The 15,477-nt window shown below is 61.4% G+C and carries 13 protein-coding genes and 1 pseudogene; 9 read left to right on the top strand and 5 right to left on the bottom strand.

What is annotated here, in order from left to right:
• Positions 1 to 134: 134 nt before the first annotated feature.
• Positions 135 to 1,769: a methyl-accepting chemotaxis protein gene (locus C4J85_RS12590; protein ID WP_124409762.1), complete on the top strand. Its 1,635-nt coding sequence runs from the start codon at positions 135 to 137 to the stop codon at positions 1,767 to 1,769.
• A 68-nt stretch (positions 1,770 to 1,837) separates the two neighbouring features.
• Here the strand turns inward: C4J85_RS12590 and C4J85_RS27970 are convergent.
• The 4 genes and pseudogenes from C4J85_RS27970 to C4J85_RS12575 form a co-directional block, all read right to left on the bottom strand.
• Positions 1,838 to 1,933: pseudogene (locus tag C4J85_RS27970) on the bottom strand (N-acetyltransferase); the annotation flags it as partial.
• Positions 1,934 to 2,016: 83 nt separating this feature from the next.
• Positions 2,017 to 2,757, bottom strand: a complete 741-nt coding sequence (gene dnaQ, locus C4J85_RS12585; protein ID WP_164485286.1) for a DNA polymerase III subunit epsilon — start codon at positions 2,755 to 2,757, stop codon at positions 2,017 to 2,019.
• Between the two features lie 70 nt (positions 2,758 to 2,827).
• Complete coding sequence (gene rnhA, locus C4J85_RS12580; RefSeq protein WP_057725161.1) at positions 2,828 to 3,280, bottom strand: ribonuclease HI; 453 nt, start codon at positions 3,278 to 3,280, stop codon at positions 2,828 to 2,830.
• A 29-nt stretch (positions 3,281 to 3,309) separates the two neighbouring features.
• Entirely contained in the window at positions 3,310 to 4,068 is a 759-nt protein-coding gene (locus C4J85_RS12575; protein WP_124362727.1) for a class I SAM-dependent methyltransferase, read from the bottom strand.
• A 65-nt stretch (positions 4,069 to 4,133) separates the two neighbouring features.
• On the opposite strand from C4J85_RS12575, the gene gloB reads away from it, so the two are divergent.
• From gloB to C4J85_RS12535, 8 genes are all read left to right on the top strand, one after another.
• Positions 4,134 to 4,901 carry a hydroxyacylglutathione hydrolase gene (gloB, locus tag C4J85_RS12570; RefSeq protein ID WP_124409761.1) on the top strand — a complete coding sequence of 256 codons (768 nt, stop codon included), beginning with the start codon at positions 4,134 to 4,136 and terminating at the stop codon, positions 4,899 to 4,901.
• Positions 4,902 to 4,999: 98 nt separating this feature from the next.
• Positions 5,000 to 6,400, top strand: a complete 1,401-nt coding sequence (locus C4J85_RS12565) for a transglycosylase SLT domain-containing protein (protein ID WP_124362725.1) — start codon at positions 5,000 to 5,002, stop codon at positions 6,398 to 6,400.
• A gap of 212 nt (positions 6,401 to 6,612) precedes the next feature.
• Entirely contained in the window at positions 6,613 to 8,442 is a 1,830-nt protein-coding gene (locus C4J85_RS12560) for an extracellular solute-binding protein (protein ID WP_124409760.1), read from the top strand.
• Positions 8,439 to 10,277: an extracellular solute-binding protein gene (locus C4J85_RS12555; RefSeq protein ID WP_124409759.1), complete on the top strand. Its 1,839-nt coding sequence runs from the start codon at positions 8,439 to 8,441 to the stop codon at positions 10,275 to 10,277. The genes C4J85_RS12560 and C4J85_RS12555 overlap by 4 nt, the downstream gene beginning before the upstream one ends.
• Entirely contained in the window at positions 10,278 to 11,351 is a 1,074-nt protein-coding gene (locus tag C4J85_RS12550) for a microcin C ABC transporter permease YejB (RefSeq protein WP_124409758.1), read from the top strand.
• Between the two features lies 1 nt (position 11,352).
• Positions 11,353 to 12,372, top strand: coding sequence for an ABC transporter permease (locus C4J85_RS12545; RefSeq protein ID WP_124362721.1), 1,020 nt, complete (start codon positions 11,353 to 11,355; stop codon positions 12,370 to 12,372).
• A 1-nt stretch (position 12,373) separates the two neighbouring features.
• On the top strand, positions 12,374 to 13,975 hold the full coding sequence (locus tag C4J85_RS12540; RefSeq protein WP_124409757.1) for an ABC transporter ATP-binding protein: 1,602 nt from the start codon (positions 12,374 to 12,376) through the stop codon (positions 13,973 to 13,975).
• A gap of 16 nt (positions 13,976 to 13,991) precedes the next feature.
• A complete protein-coding gene (locus tag C4J85_RS12535) occupies positions 13,992 to 14,885 on the top strand; it encodes an AraC family transcriptional regulator (RefSeq protein WP_124409756.1) in 894 nt (297 codons plus the stop codon).
• Here the strand turns inward: C4J85_RS12535 and C4J85_RS12530 are convergent.
• Positions 14,827 to 15,414 (bottom strand): LysE family translocator, encoded by a 588-nt coding sequence (locus tag C4J85_RS12530; RefSeq protein ID WP_124366916.1) that lies wholly within the window; start codon positions 15,412 to 15,414, stop codon positions 14,827 to 14,829. The genes C4J85_RS12535 and C4J85_RS12530 overlap by 59 nt on opposite strands.
• Between the last annotated feature and the right edge of the window lie 63 nt (positions 15,415 to 15,477).

Genomic DNA, 15,477 nt, shown 5'->3' with positions numbered 1-15,477 from the left:
ATGCCGGACTGCAAAAATTCCGTGAAAAATCAGGCAGTACTCAGGTTTTTCGATTACGGGCCGAAAGCCTATCAGACAAGCCGAAAAAGTCGATGCAACACCCACAATTATAAAAGGCACGGAGTGACAGGACGATGAACAGTTTGCGCAATATGTCGATCAGCCGACGCCTCTGGCTGATCCTGGTAGTCGCCGTGCTGATGCTGCTGACCTTGGGCGCGTTGATGCTCAAACAGATCCATGACGACCTCTACCAGGCCAAGCGTCAACAGACCCAGCACGTGGTGCAAACCGCCAGCGGCGTGTTGGGCTACTACCAGAACCTGGAAAAAACCGGGGTGCTCACCCGCGAAGCCGCGCAGCAGCAAGCCCTGAGCGCAGTGCGCGGCCTGCGTTACGACCACGACGATTACTTCTGGATCAACGATCTCACCCCCGTGATGATCATGCACGCGGCCAATCCCAAGCTGGACGGCCAGAACCTCTCGGCGATCCGCGATCCGGACGGGTTTGCGGTGTTCAACGAGTTCGTGAGCCTGGCCAAGGCCAAGGGCGCCGGCATCGTCAATTACCGCTGGCCGAAACCGGGGGCCGATGCGCCGGTGCAGAAAACCTCCTACATCCAGTTGTTCGCACCCTGGGGCTGGATTATCGGCTCGGGCGTCTACGTGGACGACGTGCAGGCCGAGTTCACCGTCCAGGTGTGGAAAGCCTCTGCCATCGGCCTGGGCATCGCGCTGATCATGGCCCTGCTGGTGCTGTTGATCGCGCGCAGCATCCTGCAACCGTTGCAGGCGGCGGTGAATGCCATGGGCAACATCGCCAGCGGTGAAAGCGACCTGACCCGCAGCCTCGATACCCACGGGCGCGACGAGGTCACCCAGCTGTCCCAGCACTTCAATACCTTCACCGCCAAATTGCGCCAGGTGGTCGGCCAATTGCAGGTGTGCGCCAACGCCCTGGGCGAGTCGTCCACCGAGTTGGGCCACAACGCCAGCCAGGCCCACGACCGCAGCCAGCAGCAGTCGCAACAGATGGAACTGGTGGCCACCGCGATCAATGAAGTCACCTACGGCGTGCAGGACGTGGCCAAGAACGCCGAGCACGCTGCCAGCGAAATGCGCGACGCCCAAGCCCAGGCGCAACAAGGCCAGGTCAACATCGACGGCAGTTTGCAGCAGATCGACCAGCTCTCCACCACCATCAGCCAGGCCGTGGAGGTTATCCGCACCCTGTCCAGCGAGAGCACCCAGATCGGCGGCGTGCTGGAAGTGATTCGTTCAATTGCCGACCAAACCAATTTGCTCGCCCTCAATGCCGCCATCGAGGCCGCACGCGCCGGCGAGCAGGGTCGTGGGTTTGCCGTGGTGGCCGATGAGGTACGGTTGCTGGCCCAGCGCACGCAGAAATCCACGGCTGAGATCCAGGCGATGATCGAGCGGCTGCAGGGCCATTCGGAAGCGGCGGTCAAGGTCATCAGCGACAGCCACAGCGCCTCGCAACTGACCATCGAACAAGCCGGCCTGGCCGGTGCAAGCCTCGGTGCCATCGGCCAGGCGCTGCATAATCTCAACGGCCTGAACGCCTCGATTGCCAGTGCCACCCTGCAACAGGCCCATGTGGTGGAAGACATCAACCAGAACGTCACCCAGGCGGCCGGCTTGTCCCACAGCACCGCGCTGGCGGCTGAACAGTCGAGCGTGGCGAGCGCGCAATTGCGCGGCTTGAGTGAGCAGCTTGACGGGCTCTTGCGCCAGTTCAAAGTCTGACGCCCATGTCATGAGCACCCTGTGGGAGGGGGCAAGCCCTAATGCCAGCCAGTTAAGGCGACACCGAACCTGTGGCGAGGGAGCTTGCTCCCGCTGGACTGCGCAGCAGTCCCATTGTTTGGGGCCGCTTCGCGCCCCAGCGGGAGCAAGCTCCCTCGCCACAAGTTAGTTCTCGCTCCTGCTACTTCTTAACTGACCGGCATTAGGGCTTGCCCTCTCCCACATTTTTTACTGCATCAAACCAGGATCATTGTTGGGTCAATTGAGTCCACAACGCCGGCGCACCGGCTGCCTTGGCGATCGCGTCCAATCGCGCGGCATGCTCGGCCAGGTCCTGCTCGCTGGCACGGATGATAGCCGTAGGCCTGCGATCAGCCGGCAGGCGACGAATCTCCGAGGGACGATTGCCCGAGCCTTCTGCCGAACCGTTGCCATCGGAGGCATTACCGGCCAGCGACAGGCTGGTCTGCCCACCGGTCATGGCCAGGTAGACCTCAGCCAGAATCTCGGAGTCGAGCAAGGCGCCGTGCAGTTCTCGGCCGGAGTTGTCCACGCCGTAACGTTTGCACAAGGCATCGAGGCTGTTGCGTTGGCCCGGGTGACGCTCGCGGGCCATCATCAAGGTGTCGAGGATCGAGCAGTGCTGGGAAATATCCGCTCGATCCATCTGCCCCATCAGGGAAAATTCATTATTGATGAAGCCGACGTCGAACGCCGCGTTATGAATGATCAGTTGGGCGCCGTTGATGAACTCGAAAAACTCATCGGCCACTTCGGCAAAGCGCGGCTTGCCCTTGAGGAACTCGTCGGTGATGCCGTGGACGCCGATCGCGCCTTCGTCACTGTCGCGGTCCGGTTGCAGGTAGACGTGAAAGTGACGACCGGTCAGACGGCGGCCCATCAGTTCGACACAGCCGATTTCGATGATCCGGTGACCATCGGTCACCGGCATGCCGGTGGTTTCGGTATCGAGTACAACGGATCGGATGGCCATCAGGGTTCAGCTCTCAACGGTGTGGGGTGAGTCAAAGGGCGCGATGTTAACACGTCAGCCGGCTTCAGCTCTGCTTGTAGCCGCGCACTTCATCCACGCCCCTGTTGGCGAGCTGGTCAGCCCGTTCATTGCCGGGATGACCGATATGCCCACGCACCCATTTCCAGGTGATGTCATGCCGGTTGCATTGCTCATCGAGCAATTGCCACAGGTCGGCATTCTTGACCGGTTCCTTGGACGCCGTTTTCCAGCCGCGCTTCTTCCAGTTGACCATCCACTCGTTGATGCCCTTCATCACATATTGCGAATCGGTCACCAGCAGGACGTTGCAGCGCCGCTTGAGCTCTTCCAGACCGCGAATGGCGCCCATCAGCTCCATGCGGTTGTTGGTGGTGTTGGCTTCGCCGCCCCACAACTCCTTCTCCACGCCCTTGCACACCAGCAATGCGCCCCAGCCGCCGGGGCCGGGGTTGCCCTTGCAGGCGCCATCGGTGAAGAGTTCTACGCTATCGGTCATCGGTTATTGAGCCTGAATCAAAAGAGGTTTTACGGTTCGCGCTGTTCGCGGTTGACCTTGGCCAGGGGCATCGGCACCAGCTTGGCGAGCGGTTCGCGGCGCACTTGCTGCACCGGCCGCAGCCCGACCGCGATCTTGCGCGCCACTAATAAATAGAAGCCCCCACCCGACAGTTGCCAGGCACCTGCGCGGCGTTCCCAGCCGGCGAGGCGCCCCTGCCATTTGGCGGACGCAAGCGGCGGACGATAGCACCCGAAGCGGCGTTTCTCCAGCGCGAAGCCCAGCAGGTTCAGCCAGTCGCCCACCCGAGAAGGCGCGATGCAGCGCGCCTGGCGCAGGCCGTCCTGGGCAAACGCGTGGCGCAGGCCCCAACTGCTCCAGGGGTTGATGCCGACAATCAGCAAATGGCCACCGGGACGCACGCTGCTGGCGGCTTCGCGCAACAAGCCGTGGGGAGACAGGCAAAAATCCAGGCCGTGCTGCAACACCACCACATCGGCGGCGTGTTCGCTCAGCGGCCAGGCCTGCTCCTCGCAGACGATTTCCACACCCGGCAACGGCGCCCCCAGGCGTACATTGCGTTGTACCTGCGGTGCGCACGGCGGCGTTTCGGCCGACGGGCCGTAATGCACCAGGTAGCCACCAAAGAACCGACCCAGCTCGTCGTCGAGCATGCGCCGCTCTTCATCCAGCAGAAATTGCCCAAGCGGCCCGGACAACCATTCGCGGGCTGCACCGATCAGGGCCAGCCACTCAGGATCGGCCTGGGCGAACGCTTTATCAGTCATTGCATTCTCCAACTCGCCTAGACGTTCTAAGATGCACCAATGTGTTCAGCTTGGCGAATCGAAGAATGATACAGATCAGTGCCCTGCCCGCCTTCACCGATAACTACATCTGGTTGTTACAGGATGAGCAAACCCACCGTTGCGCCGTGGTCGACCCCGGTGATGCCGCGCCGGTAATCGCCTGGCTTGAGCAGAACCCGGCCTGGGTACTCAGCGACATCCTGGTCACTCACCATCACCATGATCATGTCGGCGGTGTCGAGCAACTCAAAAAGCTCACCGGCGCCAACGTCTACGGCCCTGCGAACGAAAACATCCCGGCTCGGGACGTCGACTTGCAGGACAACGACCGCATCACCGTGCTCGGCTGGGACTTCGCCGTGTACGCCGTGCCCGGCCACACCCTCGGCCACATCGCCTACTACCATCAAGGCGTGCTGCTGTGTGGCGACACCCTGTTTGCCGGCGGTTGCGGTCGCCTGTTCGAAGGCACACCGCAACAGATGTACGCGTCCCTGGAACGCCTGGCAGCCCTGCCTGCCGACACCCTGGTGTACTGCACCCACGAATACACACAAAGTAACCTCAAGTTTGCCCAAGCCGTGGAACCGGATAATGCCGACATCGCTGAACGAGTGGCAGAAGTCGCTCAATTGCGCGCCCGTGGCGAGATGACGCTGCCGTCCAACCTGGCCCTGGAAAAACGCACTAACCCTTTTCTACGCACCTCTGAAACATCCGTTAAACAAAAAGCGGACGAACGGAACGGACGCGACAACCGCTCTGGGGCCGAGGTGTTTGCTAGCTTGAGGGCTTGGAAAGATAAGTTCTAAGCGGACGCAATCTGATACGTAATTTCTGAATGGTTGACCGGAACCGAAGCGCTTTCTAGAATCGCCCGACATTTTTGCCCGGAACTTACTTCCAGCCAATGTCGTCATCTATTCGTAAATCCATTTCTTCAGACGCATTGACCCGCCTGGCTCAAGCCGTGGCGGTGGCCGTTTCCGCAACTCTGGCGGGCTGCCAATCGACTCATTACGCTGCACAATCCACCGTGCAACCCAAACCCAATCTTGCTGCCAAGATCAAGCAAAAACCTATTTGGCTCTCAGAGAAGCCCAGCCCCGAAGTGCCCCAGGATGTCTGGGAACGCATGCGTCGGGGCTTTCAATTGCAGGACGGCGTAGGGGTCAACCCGCGCATCGAGCAACAACGCCTGTGGTTCGCCAGCAACCCGTCCTTCCTGGAGAACGCCGGCGAACGCGGCAGCCTCTACATTCATTACATCGTCGAGCGCCTTGAAGAACGCAATATGCCCCTGGAGCTGGCGCTGCTGCCGGTGATTGAAAGTGCCTACAACCCGATGGCCTATTCGCGCAGCGATGCGGTCGGCTTGTGGCAGTTCATTCCGTCCACCGGGCGCTACTTCAACCTGCGCCAGACCCGCGCCTACGACGGCCGCCGCGACATCACCGCCTCCACCACCGCCGCCCTGGACTACCTGACGCGTCTGCATGACATGTTCAACGGCGACTGGCTGCTGGCCCTGGCGGCCTACAATGCCGGTGAAGGCACCGTGAGCCGGGCCATCGAGCGCAACGAGAAGCTCGGCCTGCCGACGGACTACTGGAACCTGCCGCTGCCCCAGGAAACCAAGGACTACGTGCCCAAATTCCTGGCGTTGTCCCAGGTGGTGCTGGCCCCCGAGGCGTATGGCGTCAACCTCAACCCGATTGCCAACACACCGTATTTCGAAGTGGTTGAAGTCAAGCAAAGCATGGACCTGTCCCGGGTCGCCGCGCTGGCGGAAATCGATGAAGACGAGCTGTTCCAGCTCAACCCGGCCCTGAAACAACGCACCACCCTGGACGGCCCCCAGCATTTGCTGGTGCCCACCTCCAAGGCGCAACTGCTCACCAGCACCCTGTCGACGATGAAGCCGGAAGAATTGTTGAGCATGCGCCCGAAAAAGCCGGTGTTCGACGAAGTCGAGACCAAGGCGGTGGCCGGGCGTACCCGCAGCTACAAGGTGCGCACTGGCGATAACCTCACGCTGATCGCCAAGGCCAACAAGGTCGATGTGCATGACCTGCAGCGCTGGAACAAGCTCAACGGCCAGGCGCTCAAGGTCGGCCAGACCCTGGTGATGCAGGACACGCGTAAAGCCGCCGCGACCAAACCGGTGCAGTACAAGGTCAAGAAAGGCGACTCGCTGTACATGGTCGCCAAGCGCTTCAACGTCGAGATGCAACATCTCAAGCGTTGGAACCCACGTACCGGCCAGGCGCTGAAGCCTGGGCAGATGCTGGTGGTTTCCGGGCCGCGCTGATACCTCAAGAACGCTGAAGAGCTAATTGTGGGAGGGGGCTTGCTCCCGATAGCGGTGGGTCAGTTAGCCTATGTACTGACTGGCACAAAGCTATCGGGGGCAAGCCCCCTCCCACATTGGATCTTCACTGCTCTCAGCAGCCTTTTTCCATCCGGAACAAGCTGTTACTGTACCGATCATAAAGCCCAAGCCGCCCGGATCGGATCTCTGACTTGAAGCGTTCCCTCCTTCTACTAATAAGTCTGGCCTTGAGCTTTGCTGCGAACGCGACGATTACCGAGAGCCACGGTTACGCGCAGTTCGGCACACTCAAGTACCCGGCCAAATTCACCCATTACGATTGGGTAAACCCTGCAGCGCCGAAAGGCGGGACACTGCGGGTGATGGCCTTTGGCACGTTCGACACCCTCAACCCTTATACCTTCAAGGGCACCAGCCCGGTTTCCACCGGCAATTTCCTGCAGTACGGCGTCAATGAGCTGAACGAACCGCTGATGGTCGGCACCGGCCAGTACGCCCCTTCCGGCGATGAGCCGACGTCCAGCTACGGCCTGATTGCCCAATCGGTGGAATACAGTGAGGACCGCAGCTGGGTCGTGTTCAACCTGCGCCACGAAGCGCGTTTTCACGACGGGGCACCGATTACTGCCGATGACGTGGCGTTTTCCTACCGAACCCTGTTGACCGAAGGCCACCCGCAATACCGCACCAACCTGCAGGAAGTGGCGCGGGTCGACATTCTCAATCGCCATCGCATTCGTTTTGTATTCAAGCGCGCCGGCAATCCGCTGCTGATCCTGCGTTTGGGCGAGTTGCCCGTGCTACCCCAGCATTACTGGAAGAACCGCGATTTCAAGGCCACCACCTTCGAGCCGCCACTGGGCAGCGGGCCGTACCGCATCAGCAAGGTCACCCCCGGCCGCCAGCTGGTGTTCGAACGGGTCAAGGACTACTGGGGCAAGAACCTGCCGGTCAACCAGGGTTTGTATAACTACAACAAGGTCGAGGTGGAGTTCTACCGCGACAGCGACGTCGCCTTTGAAGCCTTCAAGGCGGGCGAATTCGACATTTATATCGAACACCAGGCCAAGAACTGGGACACCGGCTACCACTTCCCGGCGGTGAACCGCGGCGAGGTTATCAAGGCACAGATCGCCCACCGCATCCCCACCCAGAGCCAGGGCCTGTTCATCAACACCCGGCGCCCGGCCTTCAGCCAGACCCAGGTGCGCGAAGCCCTGGGGTTGATGTTCGACTTCGAATGGACCAACCGCACCCTGTTCAGCAATGCCTACAAACGCGCCTTGAGTTACTACCCCAACAGCGAATTTTCCGCCACCGGCGTCCCGGTCGGTCACGAGTGGCTGATGCTCTCGCCCTACCGCGACCAACTGCCTGCCAAGCTGTTTACCCAGGCCTTCAGCCTGCCGCAGACCGACGGTCGTGGCATCCCCCGCGACACCCTGCGCCGCGCCCTGGGCCTGCTCGGCGAGGCCGGCTGGAAGCTGTCCGGCCAACGCCTGTTGAACCAGGATGGGCAACCGCTTCGCCTGGAAATCCTGCTGGTCAACCCGAACCTGGAGCGCATCCTGCAGCCCTATGTCGAGAACCTGATCAGTATCGGCATCGACGCGCACCTGCGCACCGTTGACCGTGCGCAGTACAAGCAGCGCCTCGACCAGTTCGACTTCGACATGATCCTGGTCACCCTCAACCAGACCCTCAGCCCAGGGCTGGAACAGTGGCAGTACTTCCATTCCAGCCAGGCTGCCATCAAGGGCAGCAAGAATTACGCCGGCATCGCCAACCCCGTGGTCGACCACCTGTTGGAACAACTGCTCGCGGCCCAGACCCGCGAAGAACAACTGGCCGCCGGCCGCGCCCTGGACCGGGTGCTGCTGTGGCAGCACTACAGCATTCCCAATTGGTACCTCAACTATCATCGCCTGGCGTACCGCAACCGGTTCGCCTTTGTCACCACGCCGCCCTACAGCCTGGGCTTGAGCGCATGGTGGCTGAAAGCTTCGGAGAAAGCCCAATGATGTCTTTGCGCAGTACTCTATTCGCCAGCCTGTTGCTGTGCAGCGCGGCCCAGGCCGCCCCGCAACATGCGTTGACGCTGTATAACGAGCCGCCCAAGTACCCCGCCGATTTCAAGCATTTTGACTATGTGAACCCCGACGCCCCCAAGGGCGGCACCTTCCGCGAGTCGGCCATGGGCGGCTTTGACAGCCTCAACCCCTACATCAGCAAAGGCGTGCCCGCAGACAATCTGCCGTTGATCTACGACACGCTGGCCATGCAGAGCCTGGACGAGCCCATCACCGAATACGGCCTGGTGGCCGGCAAGATCGAAAAGGCGCCGGACAACAGTTGGGTGCGCTTTTACCTGCGCCCCGAGGCGCGCTTCCATGATGGCCACCCGATCCGCGCCGAAGACGTGGTGTTCACCTTCCAGACCCTGATCAAGGATGGCACCCCGCTCTACCGCACTTACTACGCCGACGTGGATGAAGTGGTCGCCGAGGACCCATTGCGGGTGCTGTTCAAATTCAAGCGCACCAACAACCGTGAGCTGCCACTGATCCTCGGGCAATTGCCGGTACTGCCCAAACATTGGTGGGCCAGCCGGGATTTTTCCAAGGGCAACCTGGAAATACCGCTGGGCAGTGGCCCGTACAAGGTGGCTGAGGTCAAGGCCGGGCGCATGATTCGCTACGAGCGGTTCAAGGACTATTGGGCCAAGGACCTGCCGGTCGCCAAGGGTTTCTACAATTTCGATAACCGCATCACCGATTATTACCGTGACAGCACCGTGTCCCTGGAAGCCCTGAAGGCCGGGCAGTTCGATTATTGGCTGGAGTTCAGCGCGAAAAACTGGGCCAACGCCTACAACATTCCGGCGGTAGCCGAGGGCCGCTTGATCAAGGAAGAAATCCCCAACGGTAACCCCACCGGTATGCAGGGTTTCGTGTTCAATACGCGCAAACCGATGTTTCAGGATGTCCGGGTGCGCAAGGCCATCAGCCTGTTGCTGGATTTCGAATGGAGCAACAAACAGTTGTTCAATGGCGCCTATACCCGCACGCGCAGTTACTTCGAAAACTCGGAAATGGCCGCCACCGGTTTACCCGGCCCGGATGAGCTCGCGATTCTCGAGCCCCTGCGCGACAAGATCCCTGCCGAAGTCTTCACCCAGTCCTTCGAGCCTTCCAAAACCGACGGTAGCGGCATGATCCGTGCGCAGCAGCGCGAGGCGTATCAGCTGTTGCAAGAGGCCGGCTGGAAGATCGTCGAAGACAAGATGGTCGACACCACCGGCAAACCGGTCACCATTGAATTCCTGCTGGCCCAGACCGAATTCGAGCGCATTCTGCTGCCGTTCAAGCGCAACCTGGCCGACCTGGGCATCGACCTGGTGATTCGCCGGGTTGACGTGTCGCAGTTCATCAACCGCCTGCGCTCGCGGGATTTCGACATGCTGGTGGGCAGCTTTCCGCAATCCACCTCCCCAGGTAATGAGCAGCGTGAGTTCTGGAAGTCGTCCAGCGCCGACAAACCCGGCAGCCGCAATTACATGGGCCTGAAAGACCCGGCCGTCGACCAGTTGGTCGAGCAGTTGATCGACGCCGACTCGCGCAAAAGCCTGATCGCCCACGCCAGGGCGCTGGACCGCGTGCTGCAGTTTGGTTACTACGTAATCCCCAACTGGCACATCAAGACCTTCCGTGTGGCGTATTGGGACCATCTGGGCCATCCGCAAGTCTCGCCGCGCTATGACGTCGGCACCGCCACCTGGTGGGCCAAACCCGACGTCAAACCGGCGATCCCCCTGGACACCACACAAAGCGCCGAAGCGGCGAGCGGGGGCGATTGAATGCTGGCCTATATTGTCCGTCGCCTGTTGCTGATCATCCCCACGCTGTTCGGCATTCTGCTGATCAACTTCGTGATCATCCAGGCCGCCCCCGGCGGGCCGGTGGAACAGATGATCGCCAAGCTCGAAGGCTTTGACGGCGCCACCAGCCGCATCGCCGGTGGCGGCGCCGAAGTCGCGGTGGCCGGTTCCAGCTATCGCGGCGCTCAGGGGCTGGACCCGGCGCTGATCAAGGAAATCGAGAAAATGTACGGCTTCGACAAGTCGGCGCCGGAACGCCTGTGGATAATGGTCAAGAACTATGCCCGGCTGGATTTCGGCGACAGTTTTTTCCGTGACGCCAAGGTCATCGACCTGATCAAGGAAAAGATGCCGGTGTCCATTTCCCTGGGGTTATGGAGCACCCTGATCATGTACCTGGTGTCGATCCCCCTGGGCATCGCCAAGGCCACGCGCCACGGCAGCCCTTTCGATGTATGGACCAGTTCGGCGATCATCGTCGGCTATGCGATCCCGGCGTTCCTGTTCGCCATTCTGTTGATCGTGGTGTTTGCCGGCGGCAGCTACCTGGACTGGTTCCCGTTGCGCGGGCTCACGTCCAACAACTTCGACGAATTGAGCTGGGGCGCCAAGGTGCTCGATTACTTCTGGCACCTGGCCCTGCCCGTGACCGCCCTGGTGATCGGCAACTTCGCCACCATGACCCTGCTGACCAAGAACAGCTTTCTCGACGAGATCAACAAACAGTACGTGGTCACCGCCAAGGCCAAGGGCCTGACCAACCATCGCGTGCTCTACGGCCATGTATTCCGCAACGCAATGCTGCTGGTGATCGCCGGTTTCCCCTCGGCCTTCATCGGCATCTTCTTTACCGGTTCCTTGCTGGTGGAAGTGATCTTTTCCCTCGACGGCCTCGGCCTGATGAGCTTTGAAGCGGCGATCAACCGCGACTATCCGGTGGTGTTCGGCACGCTGTTTATCTTCACCTTGCTGGGGCTGATCGTGAAATTGATCGGCGACCTCACCTACACCCTGGTCGATCCGCGTATCGACTTCGCCAGCCGGGAGCATTGAGATGAACCTGTCCCCCCTCAATCGCCGCCGGTTCGAGCGGTTCAAGGCGAACAAGCGTGGCTGGTGGTCGCTGTGGCTGTTCCTGATCCTGTTCGGGCTGAGCCTGGGCGCCGAGTTGATCGCCAACGACAAACCGCTGGCCGTGCACTTCGACGGCGACTGGTACTTCCCGGCGCTCAAGCGCTACCCGGAGACCACCTTCGGCGGCGAGTTCCCCCTGGAAGCCAACTACAAGAGCCCGTATATCCAGGAATTGCTCAAGGCCAAGGACGCCTGGACCTTATGGGCACCGATCCCGTTCAGCTACCAGAGCATCAACTACGACCTGAAAGTGCCGGCCCCGGCGCCGCCGTCCAGCGTCAACCTGCTGGGCACCGATGACCAGGGCCGCGATGTACTGGCGCGGGTCATCTACGGTTTTCGCGTGTCGGTGCTGTTTGCGCTGACGCTGACCGTGCTCAGCTCGATCATCGGCGTGATCGCTGGCGCCCTGCAGGGTTTCTACGGCGGTTGGGTGGACCTGGCCGGGCAACGTTTCCTGGAGATCTGGTCCGGGTTGCCGGTGCTGTACCTGCTGATCATCCTCGCCAGCTTCGTGCAGCCCAATTTCTGGTGGCTGCTGGGCATCATGCTGCTGTTCTCGTGGATGAGCCTGGTGGACGTGGTGCGTGCCGAATTCCTGCGCGGGCGCAACCTGGAGTACGTGCGCGCGGCCCGTGCACTGGGCATGCAGAACGGCGCGATCATGTTCCGCCATATCCTGCCCAATGCGATGGTCTCGACCATGACCTTCATGCCGTTCATTCTCACCGGCGCCATCGGCACCCTCACCGCCCTGGACTTCCTGGGCTTCGGCCTGCCGGCCGGCTCGCCGTCACTGGGTGAACTGGTGGCTCAGGGCAAATCCAACCTGCAGGCGCCGTGGCTGGGCATGAGCGCGTTTGCCGTGCTGGCAATCATGTTGAGCCTGCTGGTGTTTATCGGCGAGTCCGCTCGCGACGCCTTCGACCCGAGGAAATGAGATGAATCAGGACAATCTGATCGAAATCCGCGACCTCAGCGTCGAGTTCGTCACTGGCGAGCATCACCATCGCGTGGTCAATAACGTCAGCTTCGACATCAAGCGCGGCGAAACCCTGGCCCTGGTCGGCGAAAGCGGTTCCGGCAAGTCGGTGACGGCCCACTCGATCCTGCGCCTGCTGCCCTACCCTTTGGCGCGGCACCCGTCCGGCACCATCGCCTACGCTGGGCAAGACCTGCTGACGCTCAAGGAAAAGACCCTGCGGCACATTCGCGGCAACCGCATCGCGATGATCTTCCAGGAGCCGATGACCTCGCTGAACCCGCTGCACAGCATCGAAAAACAGATCAACGAAGTGCTCGGCCTGCACAAGGGCCTCACCGGTAAAGTCGCCACCCAGCGCACCCTGGAACTGCTGGAGCTGGTGGGCATCCCCGAGCCGCACAAACGCCTCAAGGCATTGCCCCACGAACTCTCCGGCGGCCAGCGCCAGCGGGTGATGATTGCCATGGCATTGGCCAACGAGCCGGAACTGCTGATCGCCGATGAGCCGACCACGGCTCTCGATGTGACGGTGCAATTGAAGATCCTGGAACTGCTCAAGGAACTGCAGGCGCGCCTGGGCATGGCGTTATTGCTGATCAGCCACGACTTGAACCTGGTACGCCGGATCGCGCACCGGGTGTGCGTGATGCAACAGGGCTGCATCGTCGAACAGGCCGCTTGCGAGACGCTGTTCCAGGCGCCGCAACACCCTTACACCCAGGAATTGCTGGCGGCGGAACCCAGCGGCGGGCCGGCCACCAACGCCGCCGGGCCACCGCTGCTGGAAGTGGACGACCTGAAAGTCTGGTTCCCGATCAAGAAAGGCTTTTTGCGCAACACCGTCGATTACGTCAAGGCCGTGGACGGCATCAACTTCAGCCTGCCCCAGGGGCAAACCCTGGGCATCGTCGGCGAAAGCGGCTCGGGCAAGTCCACCCTGGGCCTGGCGATCCTGCGCTTGATCGCAAGCCAGGGCGGCATTCGCTTCGAAGGCCAGCAACTCGACCGCCTCACCCAGCAACAGGTACGCCCGTTGCGCCGCGAAATGCAGGTGGTGTTCCAGGACCCCTTCGGCAGCCTGAGCCCGCGCATGTGCGTCAGCGAGATCGTCGGCGAGGGCTTGCGCATCCACAAAATGGGCACGCCCGCCGAGCAGGAGGCGGCGATTATTGCCGCCCTCAAGGAAGTCGGCCTGGACCCGGAGTCGCGGCATCGCTACCCCCACGAATTTTCCGGCGGCCAGCGTCAGCGCATCGCCATCGCCCGCGCCCTGGTGCTCAAACCGCGCCTGATCCTGCTGGATGAGCCGACGTCGGCGCTGGATCGTACGGTGCAACGCCAGGTGGTGGAACTGCTGCGCGGTTTGCAGGCCAAGTACAACCTGACCTACCTGTTCATCAGCCATGACTTGGCGGTGGTCAAGGCGCTGAGTCACCAGTTGATGGTGGTCAAGCAGGGTCAGGTAGTGGAGCAAGGCGATGCTGGGTCGATTTTCGCCAGCCCACAACACCCCTATACTCGGCAATTACTGGAAGCAGCCTTTCTGGTGCCCGCTTAACGTAGGAGCCCTCGCCATGTCGTTGAACACTCGCGCTCATCCTTCGCACTCGCCGCGCTTCTGGCGCGATGAGCGCTTGCCGTTCATTGAGGCGCGCACCATCGCCGACGGACGCAAGGTGACGTATACGCGGCATGCCCATGAACATTTTTCTATCGGAGCAATCACCCGCGGGCGCAGCTATTACCACCATGGCGCGCAGACCTACCAGATCAGCGCCGGCACCGTGGTGTTGATGAACCCCGGCGATGTGCATGCCTGCAATCCCATCGAAAACGAGCATTGGTCCTACCATATGCTCTACCTCGACACGCCCTGGCTGACCGACCTGCAGCATCAACTGGGCTTCAGTACCGACCAGGGTTACCGCCCGTTCAACACCCCCCACACGCGGGACCCGTCGCTGTACAACGGCTTGCTGGCGTTGTACCGCCTGTTGGTGGATGAGCGGGCCGAACTGCTGCACAAACAGAGCGCGCTGGTGAGCTACTTCAGCGAGGTGCAGCAGCGCCTGAACCCTTCGCTCGCACCGGTACGGGAGGTCAATCACAAGTTGGAGCGGGCCGCTGACTACATCCGTGAACACTGCACCGAGGCCCTGAAGCTCGAGGACATTTGCCAGGCGGCAGAACTGTCGCCGTCTTATCTGATCCGCGCCTTCAAGCAGTATTACGGGCTGACGCCCCATGCGTTTCTGGTCAATCGCCGTATCCAGTTCGCCCGCACCCAACTGCGCAATGGCGCGCTGATCGCCGATGTGGCGCTGGCCGCAGGGTTTGCCGACCAGGCGCATTTCCAGCGAGCGTTCAAACAGCACTTCGCCGCCACGCCGGGGCAATACCGCGAAATACTCAAGCCATCAGCAAATAACCCACACTGGCCACCAGCAACGCGGCCATCGAGCGGTTGAATACCCTGACACCCTGGGGATTGTGCAGGTAGCGCCGCAGAAACGTTCCGGCATAGGCCCAGCACGCCACCGACAGGTAGCAGATCACCAGGTAGAGGCCGGCGAACAACCAGACTTGCCCGGCATCGCCGTCCGCCGCAAACAGTCCCATCCCCGCCACGCAGGCCAGCCAGGCCTTGGGGTTGAGCCACTGCATGATCGCGCCGTACACCATCGATGGCGCCGTGGCGGCGCCATCGGCCTGCAACTGGCCATTATCCACGGCGAGCTTCCAGGCCATGTACAGCAAAAAGGCCACCCCGCCCCACTGGATCAACTGGGTCAGGATCGGCCAGCGCAGCAGCACCTCGTGCAGGCCCAGGCCAATCAGTATCAACAGCAGCGTGAAGCCGAGCGCAGCGCCGAACACGTGCTTCTGGCTGGCGGCAAACCCGAAGCGCGCGCCGCTGCTCAGGGCGACCACGTTGACCGGCCCTGGCGTAATGGAAGTGGCGAGGGCGAACGCCGCCATGGAAATGATCAAGCTCATTGCGGTTCCTTTTCGTGATGCCAGACGGGATGGCATCACGCTATAGGCTGGAGCGAACTCGGT

The organism is Pseudomonas sp. R4-34-07 (assembly GCF_003852375.1).
Classification (GTDB): domain Bacteria; phylum Pseudomonadota; class Gammaproteobacteria; order Pseudomonadales; family Pseudomonadaceae; genus Aquipseudomonas.
The sequence above is the reverse complement of the archived record's forward strand: the minus strand, read 5'-3'. Positions and strand labels throughout refer to the sequence as shown.

What these genes read in the sequence shown, in the direction of transcription:
- C4J85_RS12545 (WP_124362721.1), top strand. Translation starts at nt 11,353, where the DNA reads ATGAACCTGTCCCCCCTCAATCGCCGCCGGTTCGAGCGGTTCAAGGCG.
- C4J85_RS12550 (WP_124409758.1), top strand. Translation starts at nt 10,278, where the DNA reads ATGCTGGCCTATATTGTCCGTCGCCTGTTGCTGATCATCCCCACGCTG.
- rnhA (WP_057725161.1), bottom strand. Translation starts at nt 3,280, where the DNA reads ATGACCGATAGCGTAGAACTCTTCACCGATGGCGCCTGCAAGGGCAAC.
- C4J85_RS12540 (WP_124409757.1), top strand. Translation starts at nt 12,374, where the DNA reads ATGAATCAGGACAATCTGATCGAAATCCGCGACCTCAGCGTCGAGTTC.
- C4J85_RS12590 (WP_124409762.1), top strand. Translation starts at nt 135, where the DNA reads ATGAACAGTTTGCGCAATATGTCGATCAGCCGACGCCTCTGGCTGATC.
- C4J85_RS12565 (WP_124362725.1), top strand. Translation starts at nt 5,000, where the DNA reads ATGTCGTCATCTATTCGTAAATCCATTTCTTCAGACGCATTGACCCGC.
- C4J85_RS12530 (WP_124366916.1), bottom strand. Translation starts at nt 15,414, where the DNA reads ATGAGCTTGATCATTTCCATGGCGGCGTTCGCCCTCGCCACTTCCATT.
- C4J85_RS12535 (WP_124409756.1), top strand. Translation starts at nt 13,992, where the DNA reads ATGTCGTTGAACACTCGCGCTCATCCTTCGCACTCGCCGCGCTTCTGG.
- C4J85_RS12555 (WP_124409759.1), top strand. Translation starts at nt 8,439, where the DNA reads ATGATGTCTTTGCGCAGTACTCTATTCGCCAGCCTGTTGCTGTGCAGC.
- gloB (WP_124409761.1), top strand. Translation starts at nt 4,134, where the DNA reads ATGATACAGATCAGTGCCCTGCCCGCCTTCACCGATAACTACATCTGG.
- C4J85_RS12575 (WP_124362727.1), bottom strand. Translation starts at nt 4,068, where the DNA reads ATGACTGATAAAGCGTTCGCCCAGGCCGATCCTGAGTGGCTGGCCCTG.